At 71.7% G+C, this 18,264-nt stretch carries 9 protein-coding genes; 7 read left to right on the top strand and 2 right to left on the bottom strand.

Annotated features, from left to right (window positions below):
* Nucleotides 1–247: 247 nt before the first annotated feature.
* From IG62_RS0101770 to IG62_RS0101760, 3 genes are all read left to right on the top strand, one after another.
* Nucleotides 248–1,951 (top strand): cholesterol oxidase substrate-binding domain-containing protein, encoded by a 1,704-nt coding sequence (locus tag IG62_RS0101770; RefSeq protein WP_030796646.1) that lies wholly within the window; start codon nucleotides 248–250, stop codon nucleotides 1,949–1,951.
* A 158-nt stretch (nucleotides 1,952–2,109) separates the two neighbouring features.
* Nucleotides 2,110–2,991 carry a hypothetical protein gene (locus IG62_RS0101765; RefSeq protein ID WP_030796644.1) on the top strand — a complete coding sequence of 294 codons (882 nt, stop codon included), beginning with the start codon at nucleotides 2,110–2,112 and terminating at the stop codon, nucleotides 2,989–2,991.
* A gap of 126 nt (nucleotides 2,992–3,117) precedes the next feature.
* A complete protein-coding gene (locus IG62_RS0101760; RefSeq protein ID WP_030796642.1) occupies nucleotides 3,118–3,426 on the top strand; it encodes a hypothetical protein in 309 nt (102 codons plus the stop codon).
* A 75-nt stretch (nucleotides 3,427–3,501) separates the two neighbouring features.
* Here the strand turns inward: IG62_RS0101760 and IG62_RS45970 are convergent, their stop codons facing one another.
* A complete protein-coding gene (locus IG62_RS45970) occupies nucleotides 3,502–3,843 on the bottom strand; it encodes a hypothetical protein (RefSeq protein WP_199812388.1) in 342 nt (113 codons plus the stop codon).
* Nucleotides 3,844–4,462: 619 nt separating this feature from the next.
* Here IG62_RS45970 and IG62_RS49425 point away from each other — a divergent pair.
* On the top strand, nucleotides 4,463–14,101 hold the full coding sequence (locus tag IG62_RS49425; protein ID WP_037837630.1) for an Ig-like domain repeat protein: 9,639 nt from the start codon (nucleotides 4,463–4,465) through the stop codon (nucleotides 14,099–14,101).
* Nucleotides 14,102–14,162: 61 nt separating this feature from the next.
* Here IG62_RS49425 and IG62_RS0101740 read toward each other — a convergent pair whose 3' ends face one another.
* Complete coding sequence (locus tag IG62_RS0101740; protein WP_030796639.1) at nucleotides 14,163–15,035, bottom strand: NAD(P)H-binding protein; 873 nt, start codon at nucleotides 15,033–15,035, stop codon at nucleotides 14,163–14,165.
* Between the two features lie 92 nt (nucleotides 15,036–15,127).
* Between IG62_RS0101740 and IG62_RS0101735 the strand changes: the two genes are divergently transcribed.
* The 3 genes from IG62_RS0101735 (at nucleotide 15,128) to IG62_RS0101725 (ending at nucleotide 18,039) form a co-directional block, all read left to right on the top strand.
* Complete coding sequence (locus tag IG62_RS0101735) at nucleotides 15,128–15,847, top strand: helix-turn-helix transcriptional regulator (protein WP_030796636.1); 720 nt, start codon at nucleotides 15,128–15,130, stop codon at nucleotides 15,845–15,847.
* Nucleotides 15,848–16,006: 159 nt separating this feature from the next.
* The gene (locus IG62_RS0101730) at nucleotides 16,007–16,750 is read left to right on the top strand and encodes a hypothetical protein (RefSeq protein ID WP_030796633.1); all 744 of its coding nucleotides are present in this window, start codon (nucleotides 16,007–16,009) and stop codon (nucleotides 16,748–16,750) included.
* Nucleotides 16,751–16,893: 143 nt separating this feature from the next.
* On the top strand, nucleotides 16,894–18,039 hold the full coding sequence (locus IG62_RS0101725) for a S8 family peptidase (RefSeq protein WP_234326152.1): 1,146 nt from the start codon (nucleotides 16,894–16,896) through the stop codon (nucleotides 18,037–18,039).
* The last annotated feature ends 225 nt before the right edge of the window (nucleotides 18,040–18,264 follow it).

The raw sequence follows: 18,264 nt of genomic DNA, 5'->3' as shown, positions 1-18,264 counted from the left end.
CGACGCCGGCTTGATGACTCCGTCGCGGCACGCACCACGTCGCCGTGATGGTGAGTCCAGCGTCGTGATGGCAGCGGGCGCGATCGTGTCGCGTACCACCGGCTTCCTGCGCACGGCCATTGCATCTGACGGCCCGTCACCCTACACTCCCCGCACCCCCACCGCACCGGGGCGCTCGTACGGTCTCACTCCTACGATCCCGTGCGCGGTGAGGCGGGGCGGCGCGCCGCGTGCCGGAGGGACAGCCATGTCCGATGACAGCGCTCGAAGAACTTCCCTCACCCGCCGCACGCTCCTGACCGCGACCGCCGCTGCCGGGCTCGCCGCGGCGGCCGGTCTACAGCCCTCGCATCGCATCCCCGCGGGCAGCGCCGCGGCCACCCTCACCCCACCGCCCGGCTTCCCCGCCGGCATCCCCCTCTCCCAACAAGCCTTCCGCAACTGGTCGTTGGAGATCGTCGTCGAGGACGTCTGGACCGCTTCGGCCCGTACCCCCGACGACGTGGTGACCCTCGCCAACTGGGCCCACGAGCACGGTTACCGTCTCCGCGCCCGGGGCAAGGGCCACACCTGGTCGCCGCTGGTGGTACCCGCCGGCGCCGACACCTCCCGCACCGTCATCGTCGACACCACCTCCCATCTCACCGCGGTCAGCGTCCGCGGCGGCAACCCCGGGAGCGTCACCGCGCAGGCCGGGGCGACCCTCGACACCATCCTCGCCCGCCTGGAGGACTCGGGGCTCGGCCTCGCCGCGACCACTGCACCCGGCGACCTCACCATCGGCGGGGTCCTCGCCATCGGTGGCCACGGCACCGGGCTGCCCACCGCCGGCGAACGTCCGCCCGCCGGCTCCGGCTTCGGCACCCTGAGCTCTCTGGTCACCTCACTCACCGCCGTGGTGTGGAACGCGGCGGAAGGCCGCTACGCGCTCAGGACCTTCACTCGCTCCGACCCCGACATCCGGGCCTTCCTCGTCCACCTGGGCCGCGCCTTCATCACCGAAGTGACCATGACCGCTGCCGCCAACGCCCGTCTGCGCTGCCGTAACTGGTACGACGTCAACGTCGCCACCGTCTTCGGTCCCCCCGGCACCGGCGGCCGGACGATCAGCTCCTATCTGGACGGCACCGGACGCGTCGAGGCGATCTGGTTCCCGTTCACCGATGTGCCGTGGCTGAAGGTGTGGAGTGTGGCACCGGCCAAGCCCTGGCTGGCCAAGCAGCTCGACGCGCCCTACCCCTACTCCTTCGCCAACCGTGTCACCGAGGACATGTCGAAGTTGCTCGGAGAGATCGCCGCCGGCGGGGGCGACAAGACACCCGACTTCACGAAGCTCGCCATGTCCATCGTCGGCTCCGGGCTGATCGTCACCGGCACGTGGGACGTCTGGGGCTGGTCGAAGAACAGTCTGCTGTACGTCGAACCCACGACACTGCGCATCGTCGAAGCCGGCTGGGCGGTACTGACATCCCGGGCGAACGTACAACGAGTGGTGAGCGACTTCTACGGTCACTACAAGAGCGTGCTGGCAGCTCACCAGAGCCGCGGCTCCTACCCCGTCAACGGCCCGATCGAGCTCCGCATCACCGGAACCGATCCGCACGACGGCCCCCTCCTCTCGCCGGCCCTCGCCCGTCCCGATCACCCTGAATGGGACACCGTGGTGTGGCTCGACTTCGCCACCTACCCCGGCACTCCCGGCGCGGCCCCCTTCTTCCGCGAAATGGAAGAATGGATCTGGCAGACCTACACCGGCTCGTACGCGACCGTACGTCCCGAATGGTCCAAGGGCTGGGCCTACACGGACAGCGGTCCTTGGACGGACCCTGCCACGCTGGGCAACACGGTCCCGGCCGCGTTCAACGACTGGCGCACTGCCCAGAACACACTGAACTCCTACGATCCGGCGCGGGTGTTCTCCAACGCCTTCCTCGACACGCTGCTGCCTTGAGCCACGGCTGCCACACTGCGCGTACGCGTGCACGCCAATGCGCTTGCACGTGGCCGGCCAGTGCGCAGGGAAGACGTCAGCTTCGCGCTATCCGCTTCCGGAAATCTCCAAGTGCGGGACACTGACCGGTAGTTGATCGACAGCGTTAGGGGAGGAACATGGACCTGCCGTCCATTCCCGCCAGTGTCACCACATTGATCACCTCCGGGGAGCTGCCGTTGGAATTCCGGGCGTTTTTCACCCCGGCCGGAGAGCTGACCGACGAGGCGGACTGGTCCCATGTCGCGTCATCCGTGGACGAATATCTGGCATCCGGCGAGGTGAACGAGAACGTGCGAGGTGCCGTGGCCCTCGCCGGCGCATACGGCTGCCTGGCCTCCCAGGAAGACTTCATGGACCCGGACGACATGAAAGAGGGCAGCGAACGGGCCGTCGAGCTGCTACGGGAAGCCGAAGCCAACGGCGTCGACGAGGGTGAGACTTCTGAGCTGTGGTGGTACTCCGAACATCTGCTGAGCCGCGCAGCTGAGTTCAGAGAATACGAGGCGGAAATGCACGCCTACGTGGCCAAGCACGGGGCCACGCCGTGGGGACGGCTGGACGCGAAGTTGGGGCAGGCGCACGAGCTTTACTCTGTCGGCGAGCGTGCCGCGGCCCGTGCGTTGTTCCGTGAGGTCGCGGAAATCAGCCCTTGGGAGAGTGAGTTCAGCGGTTGTTCCGACCGCATCGCTATCGGCTGGTGCCGCCTGCTGCACGACGCAGCCCACAATGACGGACCGGAGGCGGCACGGAAGATATGGCAGGAAGCCAGAGCGCATTACCTGGCCGCGAAATTTCCCCATACGGAGCACGCCTGGCAGTTGATCGAGATGCTGTTGGGCACAGGTTTGCCGGACATCATCGAGGTGATCATTCGCGAATGGGTGGAGGCAGCTGAGCAGGCCGGGACCTCGGACGTGCCAGTAACCGAGGATCAGCACCGCATCTTTCAGCTCGCCGTGGCCGACATCGAGGGATCCCCGAGCAGCCCCCTCACTTGAGAAGAACCACAGGCCGGCGCCCCGGCCGCCTGACGGCCGGGGAACACTGCCGAATGCGTTTAGTGATCGTTTATTGAGGTTCAGCAGGATGTGCAGTGTCGGGAAGGATCCTTCACAGGGGACGGTATGGCCAAGCTGTATCTGGAGAAGCTCAAGTGCGTCACGACTGAGGGCTGGAGCGGCTTCGATGAGCCGAGGCTTGTGCTCCAGGACCGCGGCACCGTGTGGAATGGCACAGTGCTGGGAGACCGGATGTACACCGTCAAGTACGACTGCGACTTCACGGGAAGGATCGCGGTCTCCCTCTGGGAGGACGACGGCCCGGACGAGGACGACAAGCTCGGGAAGCACTGGATCACGGATACGCCTGGTGAGCGCAGTCTGCACTTCAAGGCGAGTGGCGCTGAGTACAAGCTGCTCTATGCGGTGGAGTAGTTAGCTCGTCCCGCAGCAGGTAGAGGTCCCCCGGCCGCGGAGACTCCGCGGCCGGTCATTGGCGATCTTCGGGTGTTACTGCCCCTGATAGGGCGGCTGTTGCGGCGGTGGGGTGCCGTACGGTCCGGGGTGCTGCGGCGGCTGCGCGGGAGGGGTGACCGGCGGATACGCCTGCGCGCCGGGCTGCTGCGCCGGCGGATACGCCTGCGCGCCCGGCTGCTGCGCCGGCGGGTACCCCTGGCCGGGGTACTGGGCGGGCGGATACGGCGCCTGGTTCGGCATGCCCGGGCCCGCGGCCCAACCCCCGGGAGGGACCTGCGGCTGCGCGCTCCTGCCGCGCTTGCTCACCGCCACGGCGATGACGACCACGAGCGCGGCCAACACGGCCAAGACCACCAACAGCAATAGCAACGACAAGCCCATCTGTGCCCCTCCCATGCTTCACGGCTCGTGCGGACACGCCACGGCGTTGACCCACCACGACCTTACAAGGGCATGCACGACAGCAACCCTCGAGTGCACCACTCGCCATGGTCGGTGCGCCCGCGTGGCCACGCCCTCGGCCGCGCGCCGGGCTTCGACCTCGCCCGCCCCGAGCGCACGCTAGTCCTTTCGAGTGACATCGAACGCGGAGTGTTGTCGCCGTCGTCACCGGAATGGGTTACTGAGACCGTCCGATTCCGGCGGGCCGCCCATCCTCTCCGGGGGAGTGGAAGGCGTCCTGCCCCTCTCGGTGCCTCGTGCTGACGAGGCCTTCCGAGCGCGCTCCTCCGTTGAGGCATGCAGATCAGGGCCGTTCCGGCGCCCCCGCGTGCGCCGAGCGGTGCGACAGGCTCGCGAGCTGGCCTGGAGCCGTCATGCATGCAGTCCGTCATGTTCGCCCCGTGTCCCTCACCGGCCTGCGCCATGCGGTCGTGGCCGTGGGCCTCAGAGGCTGCCGGCTTCCGGCGCTGACCACCGCGCCTCCCATGGAGGGACGCCCCGTGGGAGGCGTCGATGCGGTCGACGGAACGACGACCCGGGTGAGGACCGTCACATGCTGACGCCGGAGCGCCCGAACGGGGCCTTTCTGATCACCGACCGGGACGGGAACTGCCTCGCCGTCGTCGACCCGGCCTCCCCCACGGTCGTGCCCACCCTGAACGCACCGGTGCCGCTCGCCGTGCGGGGCGCGGCCGACCAGTTGGTGCTGCGCACCTCCGCGGACCGCGCCGACCTGCCGCGGGCGCTCGACAGCGGCACCCTGCTGCACGGTCTGCCCGGGCTGCTGAACCGGCCGGCCGCCGCATTGGCGTCGCTGCGGCGGACCGAGCTCACCGGCCGGGCCGCGGCGCCCGGCCTGCAGAGCCTGTCCGGGGTCTTCCCTGACCAGGGCCCGTACAGCGGCGGCACGTTGGTGACCATCATCGGGCGCCGCTTCACCGGCGCCACCGCGGTGTATTTCGGCACCAGGCGGGCGGCGAGCTTCGCCGTGCTCGACGACCGGACCATCGTGGCGGTGACTCCCCCGGGCGCCGGCGCGGTCCCGGTCACCGTCACCGCTCCCGGCGGCAGCACCCGCATCGGGTACTTCTTCTACCTGTACTGGCCCAGCATTTCGCGGCTGATCCCCACCACCGGCCCGGTCGGCGGAGGCAATGTGGTGGAGCTGGTGGGCGTCAACCTGCGCACCGCGCTGCTGGTGCGCTTCGGGGACGCGGTGGCCTTCCCCACCGCGGTCTCCGACAGTCAGCTGCTGGTGACCGCTCCGCCCGTCGCGGGCCCCGGCACCGTCCCGGTGTCCGTGACCACCCTCGGCGGGGTGAGCAACCGGCTGCTCTACACCTATGTCGCGGCGCCCTCGGTGACCGGTGTCAGCCCGAGCACCGGGCCGATCGAGGGCGGCACCACCCTGGTGGTGAGCGGCACCGGCCTCAGCCGGGTCACCGAGGTCACCGTCGACGGGGTGCCCGCGGTGTCCTTCCGGGCGTTCTCCGACAGCCTGCTCCTGGTGGTGACGCCGCCGGGCACGCCGGGCCCGGCCGACCTCGTCATCACCACACCGGGCGGCAGTGTGACCGTGTCCGGCGGCTACGGCTACCAGGCTTCCACCCGGACCACCGTGAGCTCCGCGCCGGACCCCTCCGTGGTGGGGCAAGCGGTCGCCCTCACCGCCGTGGTGACGGGTGTTCCGCCCACCACCGGCACCCCGTCGGGCACCGTCACCTTCGACTTCGGCGACGGCTCGGCATCCGTGCCGGTGGCCCTCACCGGCGGCACCGCGACGGTCAGCCACGTCTACACCGCACCGTCCGAGACCCCCTACCAGGTCACCGCCTCCTACGGCGGCGACGTCTTCTTCACCGTGTGCACCGGCACCACAACCCAGGTGGTCGAGGCGGCCTCGACCACCACCTCCGTGCGGTCCGCCCCCGATCCGTCGCTGGCCGGGCAGTCCGTCACCCTCGTCGCGCGGGTGGCTCCCGTACCGCCGGGGGACGGGAAGCCCACCGGGACGGTGATCTTCGACTTCGGCGACGGCACCCCCACCGTCACCGCCCCGCTGGTCGGCGGCGCCGCCACGGTCGGCCACACCTACACCGACGCCGCCGGGACGCCCTACGCGATCACCGCCGACTACAGCGGGGACACCGACTTCACCGCCTCGACGGGCACCGACACCCAGACCGTCCAACAGGCCGCCTCCGCGGTCGGCGTGAGCGTCGCCCCGAACCCGACCGTGGCCGGCCAGCCGGTCACCGCCAGCGCGACGGTCACCGCCGTCCCGCCCGGCGCGGGCACCCCCACCGGCACCGTGACCTTCGACTTCGGCGACGGCACCCCCACCGTCACCACCCCGCTGACGGGCGGGACGGCGTCCGTCGACCACGCCTACGCCGACGCGTCCGCCACCCCGTACACCGTCACCGTCACCTACAGCGGCGACAGCGACCTCACCCCCTCGACGGGGACGGCCACCCAGACCGTGGGCCCGGCCTCCTCGACGACGGCCGTCACCGTGACGCCCGATCCCGCGACGGTGGGCGAGCCGGTGACGTTCGGAGCGACGGTCACCGCCATCCCGCCCGGCGCGGCCACCCCCACCGGGACGGTCACCTTCGACTTCGGCGACGGCACCCCCACCGTCACCCTCCCCCTCGCCGACGGAGCCGCCGCCACCTCGCACACCTACACCGGTGCCGCACAGAGCCCGTACACCGTCACCGCCACCTACAACGGCGACGCCGACGTCACCCCGTCCGTGCAGACCGTCATCCTGGCGGTGCAGCCGGCCGGCACCACCACCACTCTGGTGTCCACGCCCGACCCCTCCCCGGTGGGGCAGGAAGTGACGTTCAGCGCGGCGGTCACCACCGTTCCGCCCGGCGCGGGCACCCCCACCGGGACGGTCACCTTCGACTTCGGCGACGACACCCCCACCGTCACCGCGGCGCTCACCGACGGCACCGCGCAGACCACCCACCCCTACGGCGCCGCCTCGGATACCCCCTACCAGGTCACCGCCACCTACCAAGGCGATGCCGACTTCACCGCGTCGAGCGGCATCGACGCCCAGACCGTCGAGCCGGCCGACACCGCCACAGCCCTGACGTCGGTGCCCGACCCCTCCACGGTGGGCCAGTCGACGACCTTCGTCGCCAAAATCATCCCCGAGACGCCGGCCGCCGGTTCGCCCACGGGCACCGTGACCTTCGAGTTCAGCGACGACAGCCCGCCGGTGACGGCACCGGTCACGGGCGGCACGGCGACCGTCAGCCACACCAACCCCGAGGTGTCGGACAGTCCGTACACGGTCGCGGCGACGTACAGCGGCGACGACAACTTCAACCCCTCGGCGGGGGCGGACAGTCAGGTGGTCACCAAGGCCCTCTCGATGACGACGGTCAGCGCGACCCCGGCCCCGTCGGTGACCGGACAGACCGTCACCTTCAGCGCCACCGTGCAGGGCGTCCCGGCGTCCTCGGTCATCCCGACCGGCACCGTCACCTTCGACTTCGGTGACGGCAGCGCGCCGGTCACGGTGCCCCTGACCGGCGGCACCGCCGGTACCACCCACGCCTACATCAACGCCTCGCAGAGCCCCTACGCGATGACTGTCAGCTACAGCGGCGACATCAACTTCACCGAATCCCGCGGGAGTTCACTGCACAGTGTGGAGCAGTCGGCCACCGTCACCACCGTCACCGCCGCGCCCGACCCGTCGGTGACCGGTGAAGCGGTGACGGTCACCGTCTCCCCCGTCGCACCCGGTGCCGGCATTCCGACCGGCGAGGCCACCTTGGACTTCGGCGACGGCAGTCCGATCCTCACCGCCCGGCTGGTCGACGGCTCGGCCACCGTCACCCACGTCTACACCAGCGCCGCCAACAGCCCCTACACCATCACCGCCCACTACAGCGGTGACGGCGACTTCGCCCCGTCGGACGACACCCTCGTGCACACCGTGACGCCGGCCGCGACCACCACCACGGTGACCTCGTCGGCCTCGCCCTCGGCGGTGGGCCAGACCGTGACGCTGATCGCGCGGGTGACGCCGGTGCCGCCGGGCGCCGGTGCGCCCTCGGGTTCGGTCACCTTCGACTTCGGGGACGGCTCCCCGACCGTCACCGCACCGGTCTCCGGCAATCTGGCCACCGTGACCCACGCCTGGACCAGCACCTCGGGCAGCCCCTACACGGTCACCGCGTCCTACGCCGGGGACGGGGACTTCGCGGCCTCGGTCGGCACGGCCGTGCAGAGCGTGGCGACGAGCGTCTCGACCACCTCCACGACGGTCAGTTCGTCGCCCGAACCGTCGGTCGTCGGCGGGACGGTGACCTTCACCGCGGCGGTCGCGGTGGTCCCGCCCGCCTCGGGCACCCCGGCCGGCAGCGTCACCTTCGAGTTCGGCGACGGCTCCCCGACGGTCGCGGTACCGCTGGCCGGCGGTACGGCGACGGCCACCCACGCCTACGCCGCCGCCGGCTCCTACTCGGTGACCGCGGTCTACAGTGGCGACGCCGACTTCGCGGGGTCGTCCGGGCTGGACAACCAGACCGTCGACCAGGCCGGTTCGACGACGACGCCGGTGTCCGCGCCGGATCCCTCGGCGACCGGCGAACCGGTCACCTTCACGGCGACCGTCGCGTCCACCGCGGCCGGCGCCGGCACCCCCACCGGGTACGTCACCTTCGACTTCGGCGACGGCTCACCGGCGGTCCGGGCACCGCTCGCCGATGGCACCGCGGTAGCCGTCCACCCGTACACCAGGACCGCCGGCAGCCCCTACACCGTCACCGCCACCTACAACGGCGACGCGAACCTCACCGGTTCCTCCGGCACCGACACCCAGACGGTGAACGCCGCGGCCACCGCCACCACGGTGGTCGCCTCGCCCCACCCGTCGTCGGTGGGCCAGCCGGTCACCCTGACCGCGGCGGTCTCCACCCTCGCCCCGGCGACGGGGGAGCCGACCGGCACGGTCACCTTCGACTTCGGCGACGGCTCCCCGGCCGAGACCACCGCCACGGTGGCCGGACTGGCGACCGTGGTGCACGCGTACACCACCACCGGAGGCAGCCCCTACACCGTCACCGCCACCTACCACGGCACCGGCGACTTTCAGTCCTCCACGGTCACCATCACACAGGCCGTGGTGCGGACCGCGGCCACCCTCACGGTCTCCGCCGGCGCGGGCCCGTCGGTGGTGGGCGAGCCGGTGACCGTCGCGGTAACGGCCGCGGCGGTGCCGCCGGGAGCGGGGGTGCCGACCGGCACCCTCACCGTCGACTTCGGTGACGGCACACCCCCCGCCACGGCGGCGCTGACCGGCGGCTCCGCGCTGTTCACCCACGCCTGGACCAGCAGTCTCGGCAGCCCCTATGCGATCAGCGCCGTCTACAACGGCAGCGACGACTTCACCCCCGCGGTGGCCGGCGCCAACCAGACGGTCCTGCCCGTCGCCACCACGACCACGGTCGCCGCCGGGCCGGAGCCGTCCGTCGCCGGCCAGCCGGTCACCTTCACCGCGACGGTCGCACCGGTGGCGCCGGGCGCCGGCACCCCGACCGGCACCCTGGCGTTCGACTTCGGCGACGGCACCCCACCGGTCGCGGTGCCCGTGGTGGCCGGGGTGGCCACCGCCCAGCACGCCTTCGCCGGAACCGCCGGCAGCCCCTACACCGTCACCGCGGCCTACGGCGGCGCCCCCGACTTCACCGCCTCCGCCGACACCACCGGCCACGCCGTCGGCCGGGCGGCATCCGAGGCGGTGATCACCATGGGCCCGGACACCTCGGTCTCCGGCCAGCCGGTGACCGTGACCGCGACGGTCACCCCGACCGCGCCGGGCGACGGCACCCCGACCGGCACCGTCACCGTGGACTTCGGCGACGGCACCGCACCGGTCGCGGTGCCGCTCGTCGGCGGGGCGGCGACCGTCACCCACACCTGGGCCGGTGCCGCCGGCAGCCCGTACGTCGTCACCGCTTCCTACGGCGGGGACGCCGACTTCGGGCCCACCACGGCGACCGCCGGGCACCCCGTGGCCCCGGCCGCGAGCACCACGTCGATCGCCTCCGTCCCGAACCCGGCGGTGCCCGGCCAGCCCGTCGCCGTCACCGCGACGGTCGCCGCGGTCGCCCCCGGCGACGGCACCCCGACCGGCACCGTCACCTTCGACTTCGGCGACGGCTCCCCCTCGGTCACCGCCCCACTGACGGACGGCACGGCGACCGCCACCCACGCCTGGACCACCACCGCCGGCAGCCCCTACCCGCTGACCGCCACCTACAACGGCGACGCCGACTTCACCACGTCCGGCGGTGCCAGCACCCTGACCGTCGGCCCGGGCGCGAGCACCACTTCCGTCAGCGACCTCCCGGAGCCGTCGGTGACCGGCGGGCAGGTGTCGTTCTTCGCCCGGGTGACGCCGGATCCGCCGGGCGCCGGGGTACCGACCGGGACGGTCGCCTTCGACTTCGGCGACGGCACCGCACCGGTCGTCGCGCCCCTGTCCCAGGGCCTGGCGACGACCACGCACGCCTTCACGGGGGCGGCCGGCCCGTACACGGTCACCGCCCACTACAGCGGCGACGACGACTTCACCGCCTCGGCGGGGGTCGAAATCCACACCGTGCAGCCGGCGTTGACGACGACGGTGGTCGACTCCTCGCCCGACCCGTCGGTGACCGGGCAGCCGGTGACGGTGACCGCCGCCGTCACGGCGGTGGCACCGGGCGCCGGGACGCCGACCGGGACCGTGACGTTCGCCTTCGGCGACGGCAGTGCACCGGTGGCGGTGCCGCTGACCGGCGGCACCGCCACCGTCCCGCACACGTGGACCACCACCGTCGGCAGCCCCTACGCCGTCACCGCCACGTACGGCGGGGACGCCGGATTCACCGCGTCGAGCGGCACCGCCACCCAGACCGTCACACCGGCGGCCACCGTCACCAGCCTGGCCTCCTCCCCCGACCCGTCGGTGCCCGGCCGCTCCGTCGACCTCACCGCCACCGTGGCGCCGGTCGCCCCGGGCACGGGCACCCCCACCGGCACCGTCACCTTCGACTTCGGCGACGGCACCCCCTCGGTCGTCGTGCCGCTGACCGCTGGCACGGCGGCCACCCCGCACACCTGGACCACCACCGCCGGCAGCCCCTATGCGCTGACCGCCACCTACAACGACGACGGCGACTTCGACGCGTCCACCGGCACCGACACCCAGACCGTGGGCCCGGTGACCGCGGCGATGACGCTGTTCTCCTCCCCGACCCCGTCCACCGCGAGGCAGAACGTCACCTTCACCGCGCGGATCTCCGCGGTTCCTCCGGGCGCGGGCGCTCCCACCGGGACCGTCACGTTCGACTTCGGCGACGGCACCGCGCCGGCCACCGCACCGGTCCTGGGCGGGGTCGCGACGGCCGACCACGCATACGCAACCACGGCGGGCAGCCCGTACCAGGTCACCGCGTCCTACAGCGGGGACCCCGACTTCACCACCGTCGCCGCCACCGCGCCGCACGCCGTGACGGCCAGCGCCGCCACCACCTCGACGACGGTGACGTCCTCGCCCGACCCCACGGTGACCGGCCAGCCGGTGACCTTCACCGCCACCGTGGCCCCCACGCCGAACGGTGGCGGGGTGCCCACCGGCACCGTGACCTTCGACTTCGGGGACGGCACGGCGGCCATCACGGCACCGCTGTCCGGCGGCGGGGTGACCGTCGCGCACACCTACACCCGGGCCACCGGCAGCCCGTACGGCATCACCGCCCGGTACAGCGGCGACGCCAACTTCAGCTCCTCCTCGGGCACCGACACCCAGACCGTGCTGCCGGCGGCGACCACCACCACGCCGGCCACCACCCCGGACCCCTCGGTGACCGGTCAACCGGTGACCCTCACCGCGACGGTGGCGCCGGTCGGTCCGGGGGCCGGCGTGCCGACCGGCACCGTCACCTTCGACTTCGGCGACGGCAGCCCGGCCGCTTCGGCGGCGCTGTCCGGCGGGGTGGCCAGGATCGGCCACACCTACTCCAGCGAGGGCGGGCCGTACACCGTGACGGCGAGCTACAACGGAGACACCAGCTTCATCGTGTCGACCGGCACCGACCTCCAGACCGTCGGCAAGGCCGCCACCACCACCGCCGTGGTCTCCTCCCCCGATCCCACCGTGGTCGGCCAACCCACCACCCTCACCGCCACAGTGGCCCCGGCCGCCCCCGGCACCGGCACCCCGACGGGCACGGTCACCTTCGACTTCGGTGACGGCAGCCCCACGGTGACCGCACCCCTCAGCAACGGCCTGGCCACCACCACGCACACCTACACCGCCACGTCCGGGAGCCCCTACGCGTTCACCGGCACCTACAACGGCGACACCAACTACACGACGTCGAGCGGCATCGACACCCAGACCGTCGGCAAGGCCGCCACCACCACCGCCGTGGTCTCCTCCCCCGACCCCACCGTGGTCGGCCAACCCACCACCCTTACCGCCACGGTGGCCCCGATCGCCCCTGGCACCGGCACCCCGACGGGCACGGTCACCTTCGACTTCGGCGACGGGACGAGCCCCGCCACGGCCACCCTCTCCGGCGGCGTCGCCACCATCACCCACACCTACACCGGCACTTCCGGGAGCCCCCACACCTTCACCGGCACCTACAACGGCGACTCCAATTACACGACGTCCCACGGCGTCGACACCCAGACCGTGAACCGGGCCGCCACCACGACGTCGCTGGTCTCCGTGCCCGACCCCGGTGTGGTGGGCCAACCCGTCACCCTCACCGCGACGGTGGCCCCGGTCGCCCCGGGGACGGGCTCCCCCACCGGCACCGTCACCTTCACCTTCGGCGACGGCGCCGGCTCCGTCACCGCCACGCTCTCCGGCGGCGTCGCCACCGTCACCCACACCTGGACCACCCGCACCGGCAGCCCGTTCACCGTCACCGCCGCCTACAACGGCGACACCAACTTCACGACGTCCTCCGGCACCGACACCCAGACGGTGAACCGGGCCGCGACCACGACCACCGTGACCTCTTCCCCCGACCCCTCCGTCGCCGGACAGAGCGTCACGCTGACGGCCACGGTCGACGCGCAGGCCCCCGGGGCGGGCACCCCGACCGGCACGGTGACCTTCTCCTTCGGGGACGGCACGGGCACGGCCACCGCCACCCTCACCGGCGGCGTCGCCACCCTCACCCATACCTACGCCGGGACCTCCGGAAGCCCCTTCACCGTCACGGCCGGCTACAACGGCGACGCCAACTACGCGACGTCGAGCGGCACCGACGCCCAGACGGTCAACAAGGCCGCCACCACGACCACCGTGACCTCCGCTCCCGACCCGTCGGCCGCCGGGCAGAGCGTCACCCTCACCGCGACGGTGGCCCCGGTCGCCCCGGGGACGGGCTCCCCCACCGGCACCGTCACCTTCACCTTCGGCGACGGCACCAGCTCCGCCACCGCACCGGTGTCCGGCGGCGTCGCCACCCTCACCCACACCTGGACCACCCGCACCGGCAGCCCCTTCACCGTCACCGCCACCTACAACGGCGACACCAACTTCACGACCTCCACCGGCACCGACACCCAGACCCTCAGCAAACTCCCGACCACCACCACGGTGACCTCGACGCCCGACCCCTCCGTGTCCGGCCAGCCGGTCACCATCAGGGCGACGGTGTCCGCCACGTCCGGCACCCCCACCGGCACCGTCACCTTCACCTTCGGCGACGGCACCAACTCGGCCACCGCACCGGTGTCCGGCGGCGTCGCCACGATCACCCACACGTACAGCGGCACCACGGGCAGCCCGTTCACCCTCTCGGCCGCCTACGGCGGGGACGCCAGCTTCGCCGCGTCGACCGGCACCGACCCCCAGACCGTCAACCGGGCCACCACCTCCACGGTCGTGGTCTCCACGCCGAACCCCTCGACGACCGGCGACACGGTGACCGTCACCGCGACGGTCACCGCGGTGTCCCCCGGTACGGGCACCCCCACCGGCACCGTCGCCCTCGCCGTCACCGGGCGCACCCCGCAGATCGTTACCCTGGTCAACGGCCGGGCCAGCGCGCAGTTCAACCCCCTGCCGAAGGGGACGCACCTGATCACCGGCAACTACAACGGCGACGTCAGCTTCGCCCCGTCCAGCGGATCCACCCTTCAGACGGTCTCCAACTGACGCCCCTGGAAAGGTGGTTGACTCCGCGGTCGGGTACCCGGCGACCGACCGCCGGCCGTCGTCAGGTCAGCGCGAGTGTGAGGGTTTCGTAGGCCCAGGACATCAGCGTCGTCGGGGTCGTGGTGATCGGTGTGCGTGGTTGTTCGGGAGTGAAGTCTGCGCGCAGTCCGGTCGACATGCCGAGGACAGCGTCGGCGAGCCGGGGCGGCATACCGGAAGCGGTGAGCTGTGCATACATGGCCTCGTCAGTGATCCGCTCGGCGGTGATCGGACGCTCCAGCACGGTGCTGAGAATCTGGGCCACCTCGGACCAGGTGAGGTCAGCAGGGCCGTGGACGGCCTGCACGTGCCGGCCGGACCAGGAAGGGTTGAGCAGCCGGGTCACGGCGACTTCGGCGATGTCTCTCGGGGCGACCCAGGCCATGGGGGCGTCGAGGGGCAGCACGACCTGCAACGTCCCGGCGCGTAGCGCGTCGAGTTGGAGCAGCAGGTTGGTGAAGAAGTATCCGCAGCGCAGGTGCGTGACGTCGACGCCGGTGGCGTCCAGGGCGGTCTCGGTGTGGGCCAGACCGTCGATCTCGCCCGCGCCGTGACGCTTCTCCGCGCCGACACTGCTCTGGAACACCACCCGTCCGATGTTGTTCCGGGTGACGGCGGCTACGACGCTGTCAGCGGCGCGCGCGTAGTCGGCGAGCGGGTCGGCGCCGGCCGAAGTGGGGTCCACCCAGAAGAGCGCGTCGAGGCCGCTGGTGGCACCGACGACCTGCGCGGCGTCGTACTGGTCGACTCTGGCGACGTCGACGAGTCCACGCAGCTCCGGGGCCAACCGGTCCGGACGCCGCATCAGCAGCCGGGGCCGAATTCCGGCACGCACCAGGATGCGTACGACGTGCCGGCCGACGTTGCCGTGGGGTGTGGTGACGGCGATCTGCACTCGCGGGGCTCCTTTCGGGTCTTGGGGATCGCCGACCACGGTAGGCGCAGAGGCGGCCTGATTCCGGCCTCCTTTCCTGGCAGGCTGGCCGTATGGATGCGGATCCGACAGCACGGACGTTGAACCTGCTCATGCTGCTGCACAGCGGGGCTGACTGGCCCGCCGCGACCCTCGCCCAACGCTTGGGCGTCAGCGTGCGCACCGTCCGACGCGATGCACAACGACTGCGGGAACTGGGCTATGACGTACAGGCACGTCCGGGCCCGGGCAGCAGCTACCGGCTTCGCCCGGGCGTGAAGATCCCTCCGCTGCTGTTCAGTGCCGATGAGATCTCCGCCGTCATCGCCGGTCTGCGCGTGCTGCAAACCTGGCTCCCGGAAGATCCAGTCACCTCCAGCGCGCTGCTCAAGCTGGACCAAGTCCTTCCCCGTCGGCTCCGGCAACGGGCGGCTGCCACCGACCTGGCCACCGAGGTCCTCCAGCAACCGGTCACCGCCATCACCTCGACCTCCATCGGCGTGCTCGCTGACGCAGTGGCCAACAACAGCAGGATCGAATTCCACTACACCGACCAGCGCAACGAGTCCTCGACCCGCCTGGTCGAGCCGTACCGGCACATCCTGCGCACCGGCCGCTGGTACCTCATCGCTTTCGACCTCGACAGAGATGACTGGCGCACGTTCTGCATCGACCGAATGACCGCACTCACCCCGGTTCCCGGCACTTACCAGCCCCACGAGTTCCCCGACACCTCCATCGAGCACTGGCTCACCACCGACTTCGGGCGCGCGCCCCGGACGACGAGCAACTGAGAGCAGTCAGATGCAGGCACGCTAAAACTCCCCGGCCGCGAGGGCTCCGGTCGGCGTTAGCCGGATGTCAGCGGAGCGACAGCCAGGCGATAGTGGCCCTGATCAGAGTGGGTGACGTACCGAGGAAGCTACGACACCGACTGTCCGGGGGGATCCGACATGAGCTCCACCACCACTGCCCGCACCGCTCGCCGCCGCACCCTGCGCATTGCCGCCGCGGCCCTGACCGCAGCCGCGGCCCTCACCCTGACCGCCTGCGGCGGCTCCGACGCCGCCGAGACGAAGCCCGCGAGCCGGACGGACCTGGGCAAGACCGCTGCCGAGTCCAGCCGCACGGACTCCTCCGCCGCAGCGCAGGGCTCCGATGCCCAGGCGGTCTCAGGTGCCCAGACCGACGCCCAGGCAGGTTCCGGCGACAAAACCCATGCCGATGCGGGCGCTGCGGGCAAGCAGCCGGGCAGCGCGCACGGTGGCGCGGCCAAGGGGGCGTCCCCGGCCCGTACCCAGCCCCTGCCGGACGGCAGCAAGGCCGAGATTTACCGGCTCGGAGCCCAGCACTACCGCGCCAAGATCGTCCACGGTGGTTCGGTCCTGGCCACCCTGGAGGCGAAGGAGCACGACGCCGGGCTCGACGCCAACGACATGTTCATCGTGCTCACACTGGACGGCCAGGTCCACTCCTGGATGGGCGGCGGCCACCAGGGGCCAGGCACGTTCAAGCTCGCGGGCGGTTGGACGGCCAAGGTCACGAAGCTCGGCGAACTCCGGTACCGCGCCCAGATCCTCGGCCACGACGGCGCGGTGTACGGCACGCTGGAGACGAACCAGCACGACACCGGGCTCGACGCCAACGGCGTGTACATCGTGCTCAGCAACGGCGGTGTGATCAGCGCCCACCTGTAAATGCCCGCAAAAGCCCGCAGCTTCTGCTGGAACTCCTCAGAAAAGCAACGACCCGACCCACCCGCACGCCCCGCCGGAACCGCTCGTCCCCTGTGGTCGTCTTGTGCGCTGACTGTGTACGAAGCAGGGATATGGGGGACGTTGTGACGCGGAACGTGACGAAGGCCGGTCTCATGGTGGTGGCCGTGGTGACGGTGCTCGGGGCCTCGGCCTGTGGCGGGAAAGCCGGCGCGGCGGCCGGCGGGAGCGGCGGGACGCTCCCCGCGCACGGGAAGGCGAAGTCCATGGCGCCCTCCGGCGGCGGGGTCTCGTCCAGCGGGGACGGGGCGTCGTCCAGCTCGGCACCGGTGTCCCCCGGCACCGCGCGGAAGTTGTCAGGGCTCGCGCAGACCACGGCGCCGCCCCTCAGCCGGCACGTGCCGTGGAACCTGGACATTCTGGACCAGCGGTCGCGGCCGCTGAACGGGAAGTTCACCACCACCGCCACGGGCAGGGGCGTTCACGTCTATGTGATCGACACCGGGATGGACATCGCCCACAAGGAGTTCGGCGGACGCGCCCGCCTCGGCGCCGACTTCGTGGGCCCGAAGGACTCCGGTGACTGCTTCAGCGAGGCGGGGATGGGCCACGGCACGTTCGTCGCGGGCATCATCGGCGGGGCGAGGTACGGGGTGGCGCCCAAGGCGGAGCTCGTACGGGTCCAGGGCATCCAGTGCGAGAGCGAGGGCGGCGGCTCCCCGGCGGCGGCCGAGGCGGCCTTGGTGAAGTCGGTCAAGTGGGTCACCGCGCACGCGCAGAAGCCCGCGGTGGTGAACATGTCGCTCAACCTCGACCACCGGTCGGCGGCCCTGGAGTCCGCGGTGAAGAAGCTGGTCGATGCCGGGATCCCGACGGTGGTGTCGGCCGGCAACTTCCATGACGACGCCTGCAAGCACTCCCCGGCCGGCGTCCCCGGCACGATCGTCGTGGCCGCCTCCACCTCGAACGACCGCGCATGGACCGACGGCGGCTCCTACGGATCCGGTTACGGACGGTGCGTGGACCTGTACGCCCCCGGCCAGAAGGTGACCGCCGCCCTCGCCGGCGGTGGTACGACCACGGACAACGACGGCGCGACGTCATGGGCCGCGCCGCATGCGACCGGCGTGATCGCGCTGTACCTGTCGGCACACCCGCGTGCCACGGCCAACGAGGTCCACGTCTGGCTCGACCACACGGCCACCCGCGGTGTCGTGCGCGGCGTCCGCTCCGACACTCCCAACCGGCTGCTCAACACCGGCGGCCTCTGACCCGCCCCGCCACCCCCATTGCGGTCACCCAAGCGCCGCGCCTCACCGAAATGGCGGACGCACGTTGCGCGGCCGGCCGGGCCGGTCCTCCCCAGGGACTGAGGGGGACCGGCCGAGGGTGGCCGGCGCACGACCTCTGCCCGGTCGAGCTCCGCTGACCGCCCCTGGCCACCGCTCCCACCCCGGCCCGTACCCGGCGCGATCATGCCTGACGTGAGAGATTGG

Origin of the sequence: Streptomyces sp. NRRL S-337 (assembly GCF_000720175.1) — a bacterium.
GTDB classification, from domain to species: domain Bacteria; phylum Actinomycetota; class Actinomycetes; order Streptomycetales; family Streptomycetaceae; genus Streptomyces; species Streptomyces siderophoricus.
This window is presented reverse-complemented; position numbering and strand designations above follow the sequence as displayed.

Coding starts and splice junctions, on each gene's coding strand:
- IG62_RS0101770 (WP_030796646.1), top strand. CDS start 248: ATGTCCGATGACAGCGCTCGAAGAACTTCCCTCACCCGCCGCACGCTC.
- IG62_RS0101765 (WP_030796644.1), top strand. CDS start 2,110: ATGGACCTGCCGTCCATTCCCGCCAGTGTCACCACATTGATCACCTCC.
- IG62_RS0101760 (WP_030796642.1), top strand. CDS start 3,118: ATGGCCAAGCTGTATCTGGAGAAGCTCAAGTGCGTCACGACTGAGGGC.
- IG62_RS49425 (WP_037837630.1), top strand. CDS start 4,463: ATGCTGACGCCGGAGCGCCCGAACGGGGCCTTTCTGATCACCGACCGG.
- IG62_RS0101735 (WP_030796636.1), top strand. CDS start 15,128: ATGGATGCGGATCCGACAGCACGGACGTTGAACCTGCTCATGCTGCTG.
- IG62_RS0101730 (WP_030796633.1), top strand. CDS start 16,007: ATGAGCTCCACCACCACTGCCCGCACCGCTCGCCGCCGCACCCTGCGC.